Origin of the sequence: Actinomadura sp. NPDC048955 (assembly GCF_040649435.1) — a bacterium.
GTDB lineage: Bacteria > Actinomycetota > Actinomycetes > Streptosporangiales > Streptosporangiaceae > Spirillospora > Spirillospora luteofluorescens.
Map to the genome: position 1 here is coordinate 1 of NZ_JBEZJI010000036.1, position 18,956 is coordinate 18,956.

At 72.6% G+C, this 18,956-nt stretch carries 13 protein-coding genes; 6 read left to right on the plus strand and 7 right to left on the minus strand.

From position 1 onward, the window contains the following. Positions 1-116: 116 nt before the first annotated feature. Complete coding sequence (locus AB0C84_RS28845; RefSeq protein WP_361072537.1) at positions 117-2,276, minus strand: MMPL family transporter; 2,160 nt, start codon at positions 2,274-2,276, stop codon at positions 117-119. Between the two features lie 155 nt (positions 2,277-2,431). Between AB0C84_RS28845 and AB0C84_RS28850 the strand changes: the two genes are divergently transcribed. From AB0C84_RS28850 to AB0C84_RS28860, 3 genes are all read left to right on the plus strand, one after another. Next, a complete protein-coding gene (locus tag AB0C84_RS28850; protein ID WP_258941123.1) occupies positions 2,432-3,580 on the plus strand; it encodes a cystathionine gamma-synthase in 1,149 nt (382 codons plus the stop codon). Positions 3,581-3,765: 185 nt separating this feature from the next. Then, positions 3,766-4,755, plus strand: coding sequence for an alpha/beta hydrolase (locus AB0C84_RS28855; protein WP_361072540.1), 990 nt, complete (start codon positions 3,766-3,768; stop codon positions 4,753-4,755). 335 nt (positions 4,756-5,090) lie between these two features. Then, positions 5,091-5,651, plus strand: coding sequence for a hypothetical protein (locus AB0C84_RS28860; protein WP_361072543.1), 561 nt, complete (start codon positions 5,091-5,093; stop codon positions 5,649-5,651). A 16-nt stretch (positions 5,652-5,667) separates the two neighbouring features. Here AB0C84_RS28860 and AB0C84_RS28865 read toward each other — a convergent pair whose 3' ends face one another. Together AB0C84_RS28865 and AB0C84_RS28870 are read right to left on the minus strand one after the other, a co-directional pair. Then, positions 5,668-7,731 (minus strand): hypothetical protein, encoded by a 2,064-nt coding sequence (locus AB0C84_RS28865; protein ID WP_361072546.1) that lies wholly within the window; start codon positions 7,729-7,731, stop codon positions 5,668-5,670. A 37-nt stretch (positions 7,732-7,768) separates the two neighbouring features. Next, the gene (locus AB0C84_RS28870; RefSeq protein ID WP_361072682.1) at positions 7,769-9,160 is read right to left on the minus strand and encodes a sigma 54-interacting transcriptional regulator; all 1,392 of its coding nucleotides are present in this window, start codon (positions 9,158-9,160) and stop codon (positions 7,769-7,771) included. A 215-nt stretch (positions 9,161-9,375) separates the two neighbouring features. Here AB0C84_RS28870 and AB0C84_RS28875 point away from each other — a divergent pair, with 215 nt between their 5' ends. From AB0C84_RS28875 to ilvA, 3 genes are read left to right on the plus strand one after another with little or no spacing between them, the layout of a single operon-like run. Then, entirely contained in the window at positions 9,376-10,554 is a 1,179-nt protein-coding gene (locus AB0C84_RS28875) for an FIST N-terminal domain-containing protein (RefSeq protein WP_179843978.1), read from the plus strand. Positions 10,555-10,559: 5 nt separating this feature from the next. Next, on the plus strand, positions 10,560-11,495 hold the full coding sequence (locus tag AB0C84_RS28880) for an ROK family protein (protein WP_361072685.1): 936 nt from the start codon (positions 10,560-10,562) through the stop codon (positions 11,493-11,495). Positions 11,496-11,518: 23 nt separating this feature from the next. Further along, a complete protein-coding gene (gene ilvA, locus AB0C84_RS28885; RefSeq protein ID WP_361072549.1) occupies positions 11,519-12,808 on the plus strand; it encodes a threonine ammonia-lyase in 1,290 nt (429 codons plus the stop codon). 269 nt (positions 12,809-13,077) lie between these two features. On the opposite strand, the gene AB0C84_RS28890 is transcribed toward ilvA, so the two are convergent. From AB0C84_RS28890 to AB0C84_RS28905, 4 genes are all read right to left on the minus strand, one after another. Beyond that, the gene (locus AB0C84_RS28890) at positions 13,078-14,499 is read right to left on the minus strand and encodes a M1 family metallopeptidase (RefSeq protein ID WP_361072552.1); all 1,422 of its coding nucleotides are present in this window, start codon (positions 14,497-14,499) and stop codon (positions 13,078-13,080) included. A gap of 137 nt (positions 14,500-14,636) precedes the next feature. Continuing rightward, positions 14,637-16,112: a M1 family metallopeptidase gene (locus AB0C84_RS28895; protein ID WP_361072555.1), complete on the minus strand. Its 1,476-nt coding sequence runs from the start codon at positions 16,110-16,112 to the stop codon at positions 14,637-14,639. Between the two features lie 103 nt (positions 16,113-16,215). Beyond that, positions 16,216-17,829, minus strand: coding sequence for a M1 family metallopeptidase (locus tag AB0C84_RS28900; RefSeq protein ID WP_361072688.1), 1,614 nt, complete (start codon positions 17,827-17,829; stop codon positions 16,216-16,218). 81 nt (positions 17,830-17,910) lie between these two features. Continuing rightward, a complete protein-coding gene (locus AB0C84_RS28905) occupies positions 17,911-18,954 on the minus strand; it encodes an RDD family protein (protein WP_361072558.1) in 1,044 nt (347 codons plus the stop codon). Positions 18,955-18,956: the final 2 nt, after the last annotated feature.

Sequence of the window (18,956 nt, forward strand, 5' to 3'; positions counted from 1 at the left end):
CCCCTTTATGCACACTCTTTCCCTCCCCGACGCTCTTCCGATCTGTTGCGGGGCCCGGCCGGTGGGCGGCGTTATGGGCCGGCCCCCGCAACCCGACGTCTCGGGGGGCGCCGCGGCTAGCCGCGGTACCCGGACGGGGCGAAGTCCTCCCGCGTGTCGTTCGGCCGCGGCTGCTTCTTCGGCTCGTCGCCGTGGCCCGGCCACCAGGCCCGGTGGCCCAGCATCGCGGTGAGGCCCGGCACCAGGAAGGTGGACATCACGAAGGCCGACAGCGCGATGCCGATCGCCACCGAGAAGCCCATCTGCTGGAGCATCGAGACCGGCGCGAGCATCATCACCGAGAACGTGCCGGCCAGGATGAGGCCCGCCGCGGCGACCGTCGGGCCGCCGTGCTGGACGGCCAGGGCCGCAGCCTTCCGCGGCTCGTGGCCCTCCTTGGCCTCCTCGCGCAGCCGCGCCGTCATCAGGATGTTGTAGTCCGTCCCGATGGCCAGCACGAACAGGTAGAGGACGATCGGCAGCTGGAAGGTGACGCCGGCCTCGCCCATCGCGCCCTGGAAGACGTACACCGCGGAGCCGAGCGTGGCCGCGAAGCCGAGCAGGACGGCCACCACCAGGTACAGCGGCGCGACCACCGACCTCAGCAGCAGCGCCAGGATCAGCGCGATCAGCACCGCCGCCACCGGCAGGATCACCGACAGGTCGCGGTTGTTGACCGTGTTGATGTCGGAGAAGATCGCCGTCGGCCCGCCGACGTAGGCGCGGGTGCCCTCCGGCGCCGCCTTGTGCACGGCGGGCGTCAGGTCGTCCTTGACCAGGCTGATCGCCTTGTTGGACGCCGGGTTGAGCTTCAGCACCAGGTCGACCCGGGCCACGGTCTTGTCCTGGCCGGGGACGGGAGGCTGCACCTTGCCGACGCCCGGCGCGTTCTCGACGTCCTTGCTGAACGTCTGGAGCTGCTGCTGGCTGACCGGCTGCCCGTTCTGGCTCTTGATGAACACCTGGACCGGGGTGGTCAGACCGGGCGGGAAGCCCTTCTCCATGTCCTTGGTCGCCTGGGCGGACTCGGTGTCCTGCGGGAAGCCGGCCGCGAAGTCGTAGTCGGCCTTGAACCCGAGGGTGCCGAGCGCCAGCACGATCAGGACGAGCCCGGACGCCGCGGCGGCGAGGGCGGGGCGCTTGCCGACGCCCCGGCCGATGGCCGTGGAGAACCGGTCCTTCGGCTGCTTCTTCCACGCCTTGGACGGCCAGAAGACGGCGGTGCCGAGCAGCGAGACGAGCGCGGGGAACAGCGTCAGCGAGGTGATGCCCATCACGACGACGGCGATGGCCAGGGACGGGCCCCAGGCGCTGAAAACGCCGAACGTCGCGAGCAGCAGGACCAGGAACGTCACGGCGATGGCGGCGGCGGCGGACGAGATGACCTCGCCGACCCGCTCCACCGCGGTGATCATCGCGGTCTTCTTGTCGTCGCCCGCCCGCAGCCGCTCGCGGAACCGGAACATCAGGAACAGGTAGTAGTCGGCGCCGATGCCGAAGAGCACGATCAGGATGATGGTGCTGAGGCTGTCGTCGCCGGAGAACCCGAAGATCTTCGAGGCCGTGCCGATCAGGCCCATCGCGACCTGCATGGTCACGGTGATGACGACGATCGGCAGGATCGCCGCCAGCGGGGCCCGGAAGATCAGCAGGATCAGGCCGATGATCAGCACGAAGGTGGCGATGCCGACGATCTCGAAGGACTTGTTGAAGGAGTCCTCGTTGTCGACGAAGCCGGCGACGTCACCGCCGACCTTGGCCTCCATCCCGCTGTCCTTCAGCAGGGTGGGCAGGTCCTTGCGGATCTGCTTGACCGCCTCTCCCTGCTTCTTGCTGTCGTCCATCGAGGTGCCCTTCATCGGCACCATGATCACTTGGACGGCCTTGTTGGGGGCCACGGCCTGCGGGCCGGTGGCGAAGCCGAGGACGGTCGGCGGCTTCTTGGCGTTGAGGGACTTGGCGGCCTCGTTCACCTTCGCGGTGTCCTGCGCCGTCAGCGGCTGGCCGTTGGTCCGCTTCACCACGATCAGCGAGGAGGTGTCCTCCTGCTGCGGGAACGCCTTTTCGGCGATCTTGAGCGCCTGCACCGACTCGTACTTCGAGGGCAGGAAGTCGCCCTGGTCGGACTCGGTGGTGAGCTTGGGGGAGAGGGCGATGATGAGAACCGCGGCCACGAGCCAGGCCACGATCGTCCACCACGGGTGTCTCACGACGAAGCGCGCGAGCCGAGCGAACATGGGGCTTCCTTAAATTCACGGTCGTAGGGATACCTGTAAAACAGTAGAGACCGGACACCGTGCGGGGGTCACCCGCAGCGCCGAAATGCGGGGTGATACCTCCGGGGGAGCCTCTCCTCCTCTAGGAGGGGCGGGGAGTGGATAGCCTCGTACCCATGGACAACGAGGTTCAACGGGGGTTCGAGACCCTGGCCATCCACGCCGGGCAGGAGCCCGACCCGGCCACCGGCGCGGTCGTCCCGCCGATCTACCAGGTCTCGACGTACAAGCAGGACGGCATCGGGGGGCTGCGCGGCGGCTACGAGTACTCCCGATCGGCCAACCCGACGCGTACCGCGCTGGAGGTATGCCTGGCCGAGACGGAGGGCGGTGCGCGCGGGCTGGCGTTCGCCTCCGGGCTCGCCGCCGAGGACGCGCTGCTGCGCACGGTCTGCAGGCCCGGCTCCCATGTGATCGTCCCGAACGACGCCTACGGCGGCACGTACCGGCTGTTCGCGAAGGTCGCCCAGCCGTGGGGCGTCGAGTTCGACCCGGTGCCGCTCGGCGACATCGCCGCGGTGCGGGCGGCCGTGCGCCCCGACACGAAGATCATCTGGGTGGAGACGCCCACCAACCCGCTGCTCGGCATCGCCGACATCGCGGCCCTCGCCGCCGTCGCCCGGGACGCGGGGGCGCTGCTGGCCGTCGACAACACCTTCGCCTCCCCCTACCTCCAGCGGCCGCTGGAGCTCGGCGCGGACGTCGTCGTCCACTCCACCACCAAGTACATCGGCGGGCACTCCGACGTCGTCGGGGGCGCGCTCGTCGCCGCGGACGCCGAACTCGGGGAGCGGCTGGCGTTCCACCAGAACGCCATGGGCGCCGTCGCGGGCCCGTTCGACGCCTGGCTCACCCTCCGCGGGATCAAGACGCTCGGCGTGCGGATGGACCGGCACTGCGCCAACGCGGAGCGGGTCGTGGACCTGCTGACGCGGCACCCGTCCGTCCGGCAGGTCCTCTACCCGGGGCTGCCGGACCACCCGGGCCACGAGGTCGCCGCCAAGCAGATGAAGGCGTTCGGCGGCATGGTCTCGTTCCGGATGGAGTCGGAGGAGGCCGCCGTCCGGGTCTGCGAGCGCACGAAGCTGTTCACGCTCGGCGAGTCCCTCGGCGGCGTCGAGTCGCTGATCGAGCACCCGGGCCGGATGACGCACGCCTCGGCGGCCGGATCGCCGCTGGAAGTGCCCTCCGACCTGGTGCGACTGTCGGTCGGCATCGAGGACGCCGCCGACCTGATCCGTGACCTGGAGCAGGCGCTCACCTGAGAATCACCTGACCGTTCCCCACCGGACTTGATCAAAACATCTATACTCAGCGCGCCAGGTTCGTGAAGAAAGGGCCCGGGGTGCGCAAAGTACTGGTCTGTGGGGCGGCGTTCGCCGCGACGTGTGTCTCCGCCGTGACCGTTCCCGTGGGAGCCCACGCGAACGAGCCGGCTCCGTCGCCGAGCGTGTCCGTTCCGTCCGTCCCGTCCGAGCCGACGGAGGGGACCCCGTCCGGCGCGCCGGAGACCGGGGCCCCCGGCACCGGGTCGCCGGCGGCGCCGTCCGCGACGCCGACGGAGGGCGGCCCGGCCGGCACGGACGGGGAGCCGGAGGGCACCGTCACCGCGCAGGCGGTGATGGTGACGCCGCAGCTCCCGCGGTTCCGCACCTACGCCTACGGCAAGCTGCCCGCCCAGAAGATCGACGCCTACTGGCGCAAGCCGGGGCCGCGCGCCACGCCGCGCCCGGCCGTGCTGCTCCTGCACGGCGGCTACTGGCTGGAGGGCGACAAGGGCGGCGGCTGGAAGTACTTCGCGCGCCGGCTGACCGACCAGGGCTTCGTCGTCCTGTCGGCCAACTACCGGCTCGCGCCCAAGGCGCAGTGGCCCGCCCAGCGCGACGACGCCATGGCGGCCCTCGACTTCGTCAAGAAGCACGCCCAGGTCTGGAACGTCGACCCGAACCGCATCGCGGTCATGGGCTCGTCGGCCGGCGGGCACCTCGCGACGCAGCTCGGCACGCTCGGGGCGGGCACCCGCCAGGTCCGCGGCGTGATCGCGCTGTCGCCGCCGAACAACCCCTTCCTGGCCTTCCAGGACGGCGCGAAGCCGGGCGCCTCGTTCACCGAGCGCAAGCTGCGGCGGGCCGTGGTCGACCTCGTCCACTGCGTGCCCGGTGCGGCCGCCGCCCCGGACTGCTGGACGAAGCTGGACGACGCCAGCACCGTCACGCACGTCTCCGCCGACGACGCCCCGATGTTGCTGATGCACGCCACCGGCGACTTCGTCCCGGTCACGCAGAGCACCGGCCTGGCGAGCGCGCTGCGCGCCGCCGGGGTCCCGGCGACCGTCAAGACCATCGAGGGCGACATGCACGCCTCCGACATGCTGGGCGACGAGGGCGTCTACCCGACGATCCTGGCCTGGCTGAAGAAGCGCCTGAACCCTGGGGAGTAGGACCGGCTCAGCCGTTCCAGACCATCAGGACGAGGATCACCAGCCAGATCAGCGCGACGACGCCGGACATGGCCGCCAGCCGTGCCTATGGCGGCGGTCTCCTCCTTCGGGCCTGGCGGCCCTCCATCGTCGAGCACCGCGGGCGATCGCTGGCATCGCTCCGGCTCGCCTGGCGGCTCGCTGCGCGATCAGGTTCTCGCTTCGCTCGAACCTGCCTTCGGACGCGATCGCAACCATTGAGGTCGTCGCGTGGTTTCTGCGTCGGCTGAGGTCGCTCGGCGGGGTCGTCGCGTGGTTGCGGTGAGGGTCGGGGCGGTGCGGGCTAAGGTCGGCTCATGTCGACTTCGGACCGCATCCTGCTCCTTCTCCACATCGGGTTCGCGATCTTCACGCTGGGGCCGCTGACCGCGGCCACGATGTCCACCCCCCGCTACATCCGCAAGCGCAATGTCGTGGTGGTGCGTTACCTCCACCGGACCACCCAGATCTACGGGATCGGCACGCTGGGGATCTTCCTGATCGGGCTCGGGCTGGCCAAGGGCGATCTCGCCGAGGTGTGGCTGACGGTGTCGATGACGCTGTTCGTCGTCGCGCTGGTGCTGCTGCTGATCGTCGAGCGCGACCAGCGCAAGGCCGTGCATCTGCTGGAGGTCGCGGCGGCCGAGGCGGCCCCCGCGGCGGTCCCGGTCCGTCCCGCCGCGGCCAAGGAGGCCGAGGAGCCCGGGGAGGCCGGGGAGGCCGGGGGCGGCGCTACGGAGGCCGAGGCCCCCGCCGCAGGACCGGCGGCCGACACTGGCGAGATCGCCCAGGTGGAGCGGGGGCGGCTGGCCGCCATGTCCGGCGTCGTCGCGCTGATCTGGCTGGTGATCCTCGCCCTGATGGTCTGGAACGGCTGAGCCGGCCAGAAAGCAATTAAGTACGCCGCAGGCGTAGGTAGTCGCTGACGACGTACTCGCCTAGGCGGTCGGCGTCGGGGGCGAAGACGCGGCCGCCGTTGCGGCGTGCGACCTCTTCCACGAACGACACGAGCCGCCGGTCCTCGGCGAGCATGAAGAAGTTCATGCAGGCGCCGCGCCGGGTCATCTTGTCGACCTCGGCGAGGGTGAGGACGAGCGTGTCGGTGGACGGCGGGTAGTCGAACAGCGAGCGGCCGTCCGGGCGCAGGTGCGCGGTGGGCTCGCCGTCGGTGACGACGAGGACGATCGGCTCGAAGTCGGGGTGCCGGTCCAGGTGCCGTCCGGCGATCATCAGGGCGTGGTGCAGGTTGGTGCCCTGCACCATGTCCCAGTCGAGGCCCGCCATCTCCGTCGGGTGCAGCACCCGCGCGTAGTTGGAGAACCCGATGATCTGGATCGCGTCCTGCGGGAACTTGCTGGTCACGAGGGTGTGCAGGGCCAGCGTGGTCTGCTTGGCGGCGGCCCACGTCCCGCGCAGCACCATCGAGTAGGACAGGTCGACGAGCAGGCAGACGGCGGCGCCGGTGCGGCGCTCGGTCTCGTGCACCTCGAAGTCGTCCACGCTCAGCCGCACGCCGTCCGTGCGCCGGCCGCCGTTCCCGCCGACCGCCACGGCGTCGGTGGCGGGCGCGGACTCGGTGACCTTCGCGCCCGCGGGCGGGGGCACGAGGCCGGTGCCGCTGTCCGGGACGCCGCGCTCCATGGCGCTGCGCCGGATCGCGTTGCTCACCGTCCGGACCACGTCGAGGGGCTGCTCGTCGCCGAACCGCCATTCGCGGCTGGAGCCGGTCAGCTCGCCGGCCTGGCCCGCGTCCCGCTGGTCGTGGTCGCCCTGCCGCCCGGACGTCAGCTGGGAGAACACCCGGCGCAGCGCGGTCTCGCCGAGCCGCCGCACCGCCTTCGCCGTCAGCTCCAGCTTCCCGCGACGTCGCCGCAGGTAGCCCTGCCGCTCCAGTTCGGCCTCGATGCGGCGCAGCGCGGCGAGGTCGTCGACGGCCTGGCGGCCGAGGGCCCGCCGGACGGCGTTCTCGTCGATGTCGTCGAGCCGCGCGCCGGGGTAGTCCTGCCCGAGGGCCGCCTCCAGCTCGCTGAGGTCGGCCAGCTCCGCCAGCGCGGTCGTGGCGTCGCCCACGCCGAGCGGGTCGTCGCCGCTCATCTGCTCGGGCTGCCCCCAGCCGAGGTCGGGGCGGCGGGCCCGCAGCGCGTCGCCGAGCCGGGTCATCTCCATGGCGAGGCCCGCGTCCTGCATGGCCTGCTCCATGAGCCCGGCCAGTTCGGCGCGCTGCTCGGGGCTGAGCGAGGCGAGCAGCCGGTCCATCGCGGCGGCGCGGCGGGCCAGCGAGTCGACCAGCTCTTCGAGGTTCTGCGGATCGTCGGGGAACATGTCCCCGTACTCGCCCATGAACCGGTCGAAGTCCTCCTGGGTGTGCTCGCCGCGCGCGTCCCGCTCCAGCATCGCGTTGAGGTCGGCCATCATGTCCTTGACCCGCTGCATGGCGGCCGGGTCCTGGTTCTCCAGGGCCTGCTTCATGCCCTGGAACTGCGCGTCGAGGACCTCGCGGCGCAGCAGGTCCTTGAGCTGCTCGAAGGTGCGGCGGGCGGCGGCGGAGCGCCAGTCGTAGCCCGACAGCCGCCGGATCGCCTGCGAGGTGTCGGACGGCAGCGTGTCCAGCTCCGCCTCGCGCAGCCGCGCGTCGTCGCTCGGGTCGGGGAACAGCTCGGCCCGCTCCTGCCCGATCGCGGTGTCGAGCAGGGCGCGGGCCTGCTCCAGCGTCCCGTCGAGGCGGCCCCGGTCGCGCAGGGCGCGGCGCCGCTCCCGGACCTGGCGGAGCATGTCGTCGAGCCCCCGGCGACCCTCGGCGCCGGGCAAGCCGCGCCGCAGCAGCTCGCGGAGCGCGTCGTCCGGCCGGGTGCCGTCCAGCACCGAGTCGCCCACGGCGTCCAGCGCGTCGCGGACGTCGTAGGGCGGCGCGAGCGGGTCGGGCCCGTCCTCGTAGGCGCCGTAGCGGTATCGGCTCATCGGATCCCCTCGCGCGTGGAGGCCTCGGGACGTGGTGTCACGTCCGGTACGTCGCCGTCCCGTCGGACCGTCCCTCGGCGACGTCCTTGGAGAGCCGCCGGCTGAGGAACAGGCCCTCCAGGGCGAACTCGATCGCCGCCGCGGCCTGCCCGGGGGACTCCCCGCTCATGCCGAGCCTTTCCATGATCTTGGCGAGGCCGGGCACCTGGCCGGTGCGGCGCAGCAGCTCGCGCGCCGGCACCAGCTCGCCCGACTCGACGCTGTCCCCGGAGTCGAACTTGTCGAGCAGGCCGGTGAGGTCGGCGCCGCCCAGCGTCCGGCGGTAGGTCTCGGCGACCGCGCGGCGCAGCAGGTGCTCCAGCACCTCCTGCTCGCGGCCCTCCTCGCTGACCTCGAACTCCACCTTGCCCATCAGCGACGGCACGACGGCCGGCAGGTCGCAGACCCGCGCGACGGCGTGCTCCTCCCCGGTGAGCGCCGCGCGGCGCACCGCGCCCGCCGCGACGGTCTCGGCGCCCGCGAGCGCGAACCGCGCCGACACGCCCGACCGCGCGTCCACCGCCGTCGACTCGCGGACGAGCCGGGTGAACCGCCCGATGATTTCGACCAGGTGGTCGGGCACCTCGGCGGGCAGGCCCGCGAGGTCGGCGAAGTCGGCCTCCTGGCGGATCAGCGCGAGCTCCGCGTCCAGTTCGAGCGGGTAGTGGGTGCGGATCTCGGCGCCGAAGCGGTCCTTCAGCGGGGTGATGATCCGCCCCCGGTTGGTGTAGTCCTCGGGGTTGGCCGACGCGACGAGCAGCACGTCCAGCGGCAGCCGCAGCGCGTAGCCGCGGACCTGGACGTCGCGCTCCTCCAGGACGTTCAGCAGGGCCACCTGGATCCGCTCGGCGAGGTCGGGCAGCTCGTTGATGGAGAAGACCCCGCGGTTGGTGCGCGGGACGAGCCCGAAGTGCACGGTCTCCGGGTCGCCGAGCGTGCGGCCCTCCGCCACCTTGATCGGGTCGACGTCGCCGATCAGGTCGCCGACGCTGGTGTCGGGCGTGGCGAGCTTCTCCCCGTAGCGGTCGTCGCGGTGCTTCCACTCGACGGGCAGCTCGTCGCCCAGCTCGCCGGCGAGCCGGCGGCACCGCACGCAGACGGGGGCGTACGGGTGGTCGTTGATCTCGCAGCCGGCCACCACGGGCGTCCACTCGTCCAGCAGCCCGACGAGGGTGCGGATCAGCCGCGTCTTGCCCTGCCCGCGCTCGCCCAGCAGCACCAGGTCGTGCCCGGCGAGCAGGGCGCGTTCCAGGTGGGGCAGGACGGTGTCGTCGAACCCGAGGATGCCGGGGAAGCGCGGTTCGCCGGATCTCAGCCGGTCGAGCAGGTTGCGCCGGATCTCGGCCTTGACGGGAAGCCGCACGTGGCCGGTGGAGCGCAGCGCGCCCAGCGTTGATTCGCGGGGTGCGGATTCGCCGGAGGAGGACTCGCGTGGTGTGGATGAACGCACGCGACCGACACTACGTCGCCGGTCCGCGCGATCGCACCCCCGTCGGGGATTCGCCCGCCCCGTCCCGTCCTGCCGGGGTTTGGGTGGAACGGGCGCGGAGGGGGAGACTGGTGGTGTGAAGCGACCCGGCGAACGGAGTGAGGGAGGCGGCGCCGATGGCGCGATTCGGTGATGGCCTGGCCCTCGGACCCGATCTGTCCAGCGCCGCCACGACGGCGGTCGAGCAGGCGCTCGCACCGCTCAGCGCGGCGCCCGACCTGGTGTGCGTGTTCGTCACCGGCGACGACCCGGAGCAGATCGAGGAGGCCGCGCAGGCCGCGCAGCAGGCGGCCGGTCCCGCGCTGGTGCTGGGGTGCAGCGCGTCCGGTGTGATCGGGGCCGGGCGCGGGGTGGAGGAGCGCGGCGCGGTGAGCGCGTGGGCGGCGGTGCTGCCCGGCGCGCGGCTCGACGCGTTCCGGCTGGAGACGCTGAAGGGCGACGACCGGCTCATCGTGGTCGGCATGCCGGAGGCGCAGGACGACGACGTGGTGGGCGTGCTGCTGGCCGATCCGTACAGCTTCCCGGTGGACGCGTTCGTGGAGCGCTCGGACGAGGCCCTGCCCGGCCTGCCGCTGGTCGGCGGGCTGGCCGAGGGCAGCGGGCTCGGCGAGACGGGGCACGGCGAGGCGCGGCTGTTCGTCGGCGGCGAGGTGTACCGGGAGGGCGCGGTCGGCGTGGTGATCGGCGGGGCGGTCGCCGCCGCCACGGTCGTCAGCCAGGGCGCCCGCCCGATCGGCCCGGACATGGTGGTGACCAGGGCCGAGGAGAACGTCCTGTACGAGCTGGCGGGCGTGCCGGCGCTGGAGAAGCTGGAGCAGATCGTCCTCGGGTTGCCGGAGGAGGAGCAGGAGCTCGCCGGGCGCGGGCTGCTGATCGGCGTCGCGATGAACGAGTACGCCGACGTGCACGAGCACGGCGACTTCCTCGTCCGCGGCGTCGTGGGCGCCGACACCGACACCGGCGCCATCGCGATCGGCGACGTGGTGGACGTGGGGCGCACCGTCCGGTTCCAGGTGCGGGACGCGGGCGCCGCCGAGGAGGACCTCGCCGCGCTGCTGGAGCGGTTCGACCTCGCGCCGGTCGAGGGCGCGCTGCTGATCTCCTGCAACGGCCGCGGGCAGGCGATGTTCCCCGACTCCGACCACGACGCCAAGGTGCTGGACCGCGCCTTCGGCCCCGCCGGGGTGGGCGGGTTCTTCGCGGCGGGGGAGATCGGCCCGGTCGCGGGGCGCAACCACGTGCACGGCTTCACCGCCTCGATCCTCGCGTTCGGCCGGGCCGAGGAGGGCGTTTGAGCGCCGTGCTCGCGGTGGACATCGGCGGGACGAAGCTCGCCGCCGCGCTGGTCGAGCCCGACGGGCGCGTCACCGCCCAGGACCGGGCCCCCACCCCGAACGCGCCGGGGATGGACGGCGAGGAGCTGTGGCGGGCGCTGGAGGCGCTGCTCGCCAAGGTCGCCGCCGGGGCCGGGGACCCGCCCCTCGCGGGCGTCGGGGTGGGCTGCGGAGGGCCGATGACCTGGCCGGCGGCCGAGGTGTCCCCGCTGAACATCCCGGCGTGGCGGGGCTTCCCGCTGCGCGAGCGGCTGCGCGCCCGGTACCCGGGCCTGCCCGTCCGCATCCACAACGACGCGGTCTGCGTCGCGATCGGCGAGCACTGGCTCGGCGCGGGGCGCGGGCATGACAACGTCCTCGGCATGGTGGTGTCCACGGGCGTCGGCGGCGGGCTCATGCTCGGCGGGCGCCTGGTGAACGGCGCCAGCGGCAACGCCGGGCACATCGGGCACGTCATCGTCGAGCCCGGCGGGCCGCCCTGCGGATGCGGGGGCCGGGGCTGCCTGGAGGCGGTCGCGCGCGGCCCGGGGCTGGTGGCGTGGGCGCGGGAGCAGGGCTGGCGGCCCGGGGGCGCGGACGCCACCGGCGTGGAGCTGACCGAGGACGCCCGCCGCGGGGACCCGGTCGCGGGCGCGGCGATGCGCCGCGCGGGCCGCGCCCTCGGCATCGCGATCGCGTCCGCGACGCACCTGTGCGATCTGGAGGTCGCCGCGATCGGCGGCGGGCTGTCGCAGGCGGGGCGGCTGCTGTTCGACCCGCTGGAGGAGGCGTTCGGCGAGCACGCGCGGATGGAGTTCGCGCGGCGGCTGCGGATCGTCCCGGCCGAGCTCGGGCAGACCGCGGGCCTGGTCGGCGCCGCCGCCCTGGTGTACGCCCAAGATCGTTATTGGAGTGCCGGATAAGTCTGGCGTGCGAGGATGAACACATGAGCGAAGCGACCCGGGGGGTGTGGGGGGTCGTCCCCCCACGAGCGAGCGAGAGTGACGTTGGTCTGGCCTCGGTCGGTGTCGACGACGTTCGCGCCGCCCGGGAGCTGCTGGGCGGGGTGGCCGTCCCGACGCCGCTGATCCCCTCCCGGGTGCTGTCGGAGCAGATCGGCGGGCCCGTCCTGCTGAAGTGCGAGAACCTGCAGCGCACCGGCTCCTTCAAGATCCGGGGCGCGTACGTGCGGATCGCGCGGCTGAGCGAGCGGGAGCGGGCGGGCGGCGTGGTCGCGGCGAGCGCGGGCAACCACGCGCAGGGCGTCGCGCTCGCCGCCTCGATGCTCGGCTGCAAGGCCACCGTGTTCATGCCGGTCGGCGCCCCGCTGCCGAAGATCGCCGCGACCCGCGGCTACGGCGCCGAGGTCGTCTTCCCGGGGCCGACCGTGGACGACTGCCTCGTCGCCGCGCAGGAGTACGCCGACGAGTGCGGCGCGGTGTTCATCCACCCCTTCGACCATCCCGACGTCGTCACGGGGCAGGCCACGATCGGCCTGGAGGTCATGGAGCAGTGCCCGCAGGTGCGGACGCTCGTGTCGCCGGTGGGCGGCGGCGGGCTGCTGGCCGGGGTCGCGGCGGCGGTGAAGGGCCTGGCGAAGGAGACCGGCGGCGGGGACGTCAAGCTCGTCGGCGCGCAGGCCAAGCGGGCCGCGGCGTTCCCGCCCTCGCTCGCGGCGGGCAGGCCGACCCAGATCGGGATCGAGCGCACGATGGCGGACGGCATCGCGGTCGGCCGTCCGGGGGAACTGACCTACGCCATGTTCACCGAGCTGGTGGACGCCGTGGTCACCGTGACCGAGGAGTCGATCTCCCAGGCCCTGCTGCTGTGCCTCGAACGCGCCAAGCAGGTCGTCGAGCCCGCGGGTGCGGCGGGCGTCGCGGCGCTGCTGGAGCACGCCTACGCCGTCGAGCCGCCCGTCGTGGTGCTGCTGTCGGGCGGCAACATCGACCCGCTGCTGCTGTCGAAGGTGCTGCGGCACGGTCTCGCGGGCGCGGGACGGTACCTGGTGGTGCGCTGCCGTCTGAAGGACCGTCCTGGCGCCCTTGTGACCCTGCTGAGCGAGCTGGCCGAGATGGGCGTCAACGTCCTGGACGTCATGCACGAGCGCATGGCGGCCCGCCTGCACGTCGAGGAGGCCGAGGTGCTCATGCACCTGGAGACCCGCGGGGCCGACCACTCCGAGGACGTCATCGGCCGCCTCCGCGAGAAGGGCTACACCCTCACGCTGAGCTAGGGGGTGTTCTCTCAGTCCCGGCCCACGTAGCTCGCCTGGCGGCTGTGTTTCCACGTCCCGGCCCACTTCGCTCGCCTGGCGGCTCGCTACGCGACCTGGCCTGGGCGAACGCGGCATCGCTTCGCGATCTGCCCGGTTTCGCTCGCCTTCGGCTTCGCTTCACCGGGCAGGTCACGCGTTCGCGTGCGTGGGCGGGGCCAGTTCGAGACTGGCCCCACCCACGCGACCCGGCTCGGCGTGAGGGTGTGGCGTCGCCGTCGAGCGGGGTCCTACAGGGACGGCTTGCCCTCGGAGTAGAGCCAGGCCTTGGCCCAGGCGTCCAGGTCCTTGCGGGACAGGCGCTCGGCGAAGCGGACGAAGTCCTTCGTGGAGGCGTTGCCGTACCGGTAGGCCGCCGGCCACGCCTTCAGCAGCTGCGAGAACGCCCGCTCGCCGATCTTCGTGCGCAGCACGTGGACGGCCATCGCGCCGCGGTCGTAGACGAGACCGTCGAAGATGTGGTCACGGCCCGGGTCGGCGACCTTGCCCTTCCACAGGCCGTCGCTCGCGGGCGTGGCGTAGGTCTCGTCGAACTGCTTCTGGACGGACGGGCCGCCGTGCGCCGCCGCGTACAGCCACTCGGAGTACGACGCGAAGCCCTCGTTCAGCCAGATGTCGGCCCACTTCGCCGGGGAGACCGAGTCGCCGAACCACTGGTGGCCCAGCTCGTGCGCGAGCAGGCCGGTGCTCGGGATGCCGCCCGGACGGCGCCCGAGGTCGTACACGGGACGACCCTGCGTCTCCAGCGCGTAGCCGACGCCGGCCTTGACGACGATCCCGCCGGTCGAGGTGAACGGGTAGCGGCCGTAGAGCCCGTTCTGGAAGTCGGTGACCTCGGCGGTCTGGTCGTGGAACTTCTTCGCGTCCTCCGGCTTGATGGCCATCGCCCGGTCGGTGGCGGTCAGGTTGGGGATGCCCGCCTTCGTCCGTCCGGTGCGCACGTCGTACCGGCCGATCGCGATCATGGCGAGTTCGCTGGCCATCGGGTTGCGGACGTCCCAGCGCGTGGTCGTCCAGCCGCCCGCGGTCCGCTTGCCGCGCGGGTCGCCGCCCGCGAGCGTGGTGAGGCCGCTCGGGGCCGTCAGCGTGTAGGTGTAGGTCGCCTTGTCGGTCGGGTGGTCGTTGACCGGGTAGACGGTGGCCGCGCCGAACGGCTGGTTGAGCATCACCGCGCCGTCGGGCGTCGGCACCCAGCCGGACACGCCCAGCGCATCGTCGTTGATCGTCTGGGGGACGCCGGAGTACGCCACGGTCACCGTGAACGTGCGGCGGTCGCGGATCCCCTTGCGCGGGGTGATGACCAGCTCCTGGGCGCCCGTGCGCGTGTAGGACGCGGCGCGGCCGTCGACCTTCAGCGAAGAGATCTTCAGCGGGCCGAGGAAGTCCAGGTCGAACCGGGACAGGTTCTGCGTCGCCCGCGCCGTCACGCGGGTCACCGCCTGGATGCCCTTGGTCGCGGGATCGTATTTCAGGCCGATGTCGTAGTGGGCGACGTCGTAGCCGCCGTTGCCCATGTCGGGGAAGTAGGGGTCGCCCGCGCCGGGCGCCCCGGGGGTGAACCGCTCGGCGGCGCCCGCGGGCGCCGCGGTCACCGCGAGGCTCGCCGCGACGCCCAGCGTCACGGCCGCCAGCGCTCTGGGGGTTCTGCTCATCGACCTCGTCCTCGGTAGCCTCGGTGGACCGTCATGACCGCGCTCAAGACTTTCTCGTGAACGGGGTCCGCACAAGCGCGATTTGGTATCGAATCTGCCTGTCGGGTGAGGTTTTTATGGCTGGACCCGGCATCTGGTCACCAACTCCGCGGTTTGGTCTCCGAACGGAGCCACGACTGGAACAGTGCCGTGAGCCTTTGGCCCGACACCCGTTCGGCCAGCGCGATGAACTGCGGCGTCGTGGCGGTGGCGTGGCGGTGCTCGGCCGTCCAGGTCCGCAGGATCGTGAAGAACGCCTTGTCGCCGACCCGGTCGCGGAGCGCCTGGAGCGTCATCGCGCCGCGGACGTAGACGGAGAAGCCGAACATCTTCGCGGCGCCCGGCGCGCCCGGCGGCGGACTGAAGATCGGCGAGCTCGCGGGCAGCGCGTAGTACCGCTTGAAGATCTTCTCCGCCGAGTCCCTGCCGGTGCGCTCGCGCCACAGCCATTCGGCGTAGGTCGCGAAGCCCTCGTTCAGCCAGATGTCGCTCCAGTCGCGCAGCCCGACGCTGTCACCGAACCACTGGTGGGCCATCTCGTGGACGACGAACCCCTCGTCCGGCGCGAAGCCGCCGTAGACGGGGCGTTCCTGGGTCTCCAGGGCGTAGCCGAGCTTCGGGTCGTCGACGATGCCGCCCGCCGTCGCGAACGGGTACGGGCCGAAGAGCGGCGCCGCCCACCTCATCACCTTGACGGTGGTGCTCTCCAGCCCCTTGGCCGCCGACCGGAACGCCGGGTCCACGGCCGTGATCACCGGGACGCCGTCCACCTCGGTCCGCCGCACCTGGAACCGTCCGATGGCGACCGTGGCCAGGTAGCTCGCCATCGGCGCGTCCTCGGCCCACTCGTAGGTGGCGGTCGCGCCGCCGGTGCGGACGGGGCCGGGACGCCCGTTCGCCACGACCCGCAGGTCCTTCGGGACGGTGATGTGGAACGCGTACGTGGCCTTGTCGCGGGGATGGTCGTTCACCGGCAGCCAGGTCGACGCGCCGTCCGGCTCTGAGGCGACGACCGCGCCGTCCTTGCTCGGCACCCACCCGTAGGAGCCGAACGTCTTGTCCCCGACCGGCACCGGCCTGCCCGCGTACCGGACGGCGACCCGGAACGCGCGCCCGGCGCGGATCGGGCCGGCCGGCGTGACCACCAGCTCGCGGCCGGCGCGACGGTGGCGCGCCTCCCGGCCTTCCACGGTGACGGCGGTGATCTCCGGGCCGCGGAAGTCGAGGTCGAACGCGGACAGGTCCTGGGTGGCGGTCGCCGTGACCGTCACCGTCGCGTCGACCGCTCCCGTCCTGACGCCCGCGTAGGCCAGCGCCACGTCGTAGTGGGAGACGTCGTAGCCCCCGTTGCCCGCGTCCCCGAAGTAGGGGTCGCCCAGGCCCGCCGCTCCCGGGGAGGGCGTGCCGCACCCGTCCGGCGGCGGCACGGCGGGCGGCAAGGGCTGTGGACAAGGTGCGGCCGCCCGCCGCTCCGCCGCGGCGCCCGGATCCTCGGACGCGGACGCGGCGCCGGGCGACCCGACCAGGATCGCGGCGGCCAAGGCCGCGCTCATCCGCCGAGAAGGCCCGTTCATCAGGCCGATGATGGCGGCGCGCCCGCCCCGCCGGGCCGGTGACCGGCCGGGCTTTCCCGTTTCCTGGCCGAACCTTCACTCGCCGCAGACCGGGGTCACCCGGTCACTTGGACGGGCGGCCCTTCTTGAAGAGCCAGTCGTCGAAGAACGCGTCCAGCTTCTTGCCCGACACCCGGTTCGCCGTCTGGATGAACTGCTTCGTCGTCCCGGAGGAGTGCCGGTGCTCCCTGGTCCAGGTCTGGAGGATCTTGTAGAAGACGTCCTCGCCGACCCGTGCGCGCAGCGCGACCAGCGTCATGCCGCCCCGGTCGTACACCGACCGGCCGAACATCTGCTTGCGCCCGGGGTCGCCGGGCGGGACGTCCCACAGCTCCCCGCCGCCGATGCCGCTGTAGGCCTCGTCGAAGTGCTCCTGCACCGTCCGGCCGCCGGTCTTCTCGTCCCACAGCCACTCGGCGTAGGTCGCGAAGCCCTCGTTCAGCCAGATGTCCTGCCAGCGCGACAGGCTGACGCTGTCGCCGAACCACTGGTGCGCCAGCTCGTGCGCGACGATGGTCGGCTGGAGCCCGAACGCCCCGTACACCGGCCGCGTCTGCGTCTCCAGCGCGAAGCCGACGTCGGCGTTGTCGATCAGCCCGCCGGTCGAGGAGAACGGGTACGGGCCGAACAGCTTCGACCACTCGTCGATGACCCGGCCGTTCAGCTGGTGGAACTGGTCGATGTTCACGCCGGAGGTGCTCGCGTCCACGGCGGTGATGTTGGGGACGCCGCCGGCCGTCCGGCCCGTCCGCACCGCGAACCGGCCGACGTCGACGGTCGCCAGGTAGGTGGCCATCGGGTCCTTGACCCGCCACTTCGAGGTCGTCGTGGCGCCCGCCCCGGCGCGGTGGGCGACCGGCACGACCCCCGGGCCGTCCGTCGGGCCGTCGGTCGGCTCAGTGGGCGGGGTGTCGGTGGGCGGCCCGCCGGGCAGGCCGGGCGGCGTTCCGGGCGTCGCGCCGCCGGAGTCCTGCGGCGGCGAGTCCGGCTCGCCGTTGGCGATCGCCGTCAGCCCCTGCGGGACCGTGATCTCGAAGTCGAAGGTGGCCTTGTCGCTCGGATGGTCGTTGCTCGGGAACCAGGTGTGCGCACCGCTCGGCTGGCACGCCACGAACACGCCGTCGGACGTGCGGATCCAGCCGTACCGGCCGAGCACCGGGTCCGACACCGGGCGCGGCGTCCCCGAGTAGGCGATCACGGTGGTGAAGGTGCTGCCCTTCTCCAGGGGCTTGGCGGGCGTCACCTCCAGCTCGCCGCCGCCGCGCTGCTGCCGCGCGGCCGCGCCGTCCACCTTGATGGAGGACACGTCCAGGCCGGTCAGGTCGAGGTTGAACCGGGCGAGCCGCGCCGTCGCCTTCGCGGTGATCGTCGCGACGCCGTCGAGCTGCTTCGGGCCGTCCGGCGTGATGGTGAGCTTCAGCCCGTAGTGCTGGACGTCGTAGCCGCCGTTGCCGTTGCCCGGCACGTAGTCGTCGCCCGCGGTCGTCGGGCCCGCCGGGCCGTTCACCACCGGCCCCTTGGGCGGGCCGGAAGCGCCCGGGTCGTCGAACGGGGTCTGACAGGCTGCGGTCAGCGACCCCGCGACGGCGAGGGCGGCCAGCCCCGGGACGCCGCGGAACGCGACGCCGCGGACGGCCCTTGAGCCGTTACGACGGGGGCTGGGGGAGTTTCCGGCCATATGCACGCCGTCCAGCCTGCCCGGACGAGGCCCCGCCCGGCAACTCGAACGGCTCCGGAAGGCCCGCCGGCGCGGGCGATCTCAGCGATGGGCGTAGGGATTGGGCCGGTACGGGTCGGCCTTGACGACGACCGTCTGCGCCACCTTGCAGTGCAGCGCCTGCTTGCGCTGGTCCCAGAGGATCCACGCGACGTCGATGAGGCCGATGCATCCGCAGATGCCCCCGAGCACGCTGTAGAACGCGGAGCGCCCCGCAGCCTGGCCGGTCGTGATCGCCTGCCCGTCGTCGGCCCGGACGACCCGCGTCCGCACCAGCATCTTGCCGAGCGTCTGGCCCCACTTGGCGTGCATCAGCCAGAAGTAGAAGAACGCCAGCACGACGCTGATCGCGTTCGTCCCCACCCGGGCGCCGTCGTACATGGAGGTGCCCGGCTCCGGGTTCACGACGTTGTTCCAGTTGACGAACGGGATCGAGATCAGGCCCGTCACGATGCCGATGATGACGAGGTCGACGATGCCCCCGCCCAGCCGCGCCCAGCGGCTCGCCAGCTCCCCGGAGGGGTGCGCGTACCCGCCCGCCCCGTAGCCCGGCTGCTGCTGCCCGTACCCCGGCTGGGCCCCGTACGGCTGCTGCTGCCACTGCCCCTGCTCACCGTACGGCTGCTGGCCGTAGGGCTGTTGCCCGCCGGGGGGCTGCTGCCCCCATTGCTGCCCGCCCCACTGCTGCTCTCCATAGGGCTGCTGTTCCTCGTAGGCCTGCCGGCCGTACTGCTCCCCACCACCGGGCGGCTGCTGGCCTTCACGCGGAGGCTGCTCGCCGTACCGGGGCTGTTCGCCGTACGGAGGTTGTTCGCCATACGGCGGCTGTTCGCCGTGCCGGGGTTGCTGGCCGTACGGAGGCTGTTCGCCGGACGGAGGTTGCTCGCCGTATCGGGGTTGCTCGCCGTAGGGAGGTTGTTCGCCGTACGGGGGCTGCTGCCCCTGCGGCTGTTCCCCGTACGGCTGCGGGCCGCCGTACGGGGGGCCGCCGTAGGGGCCCGGCCGGTGGGGGCGCTCCTGCTCCTCGTGCGGCCGGTCGTCGTCCGGCTCTCGCCCGGACGCGGGGTCGTGCGGCGGTTGCGTCATGC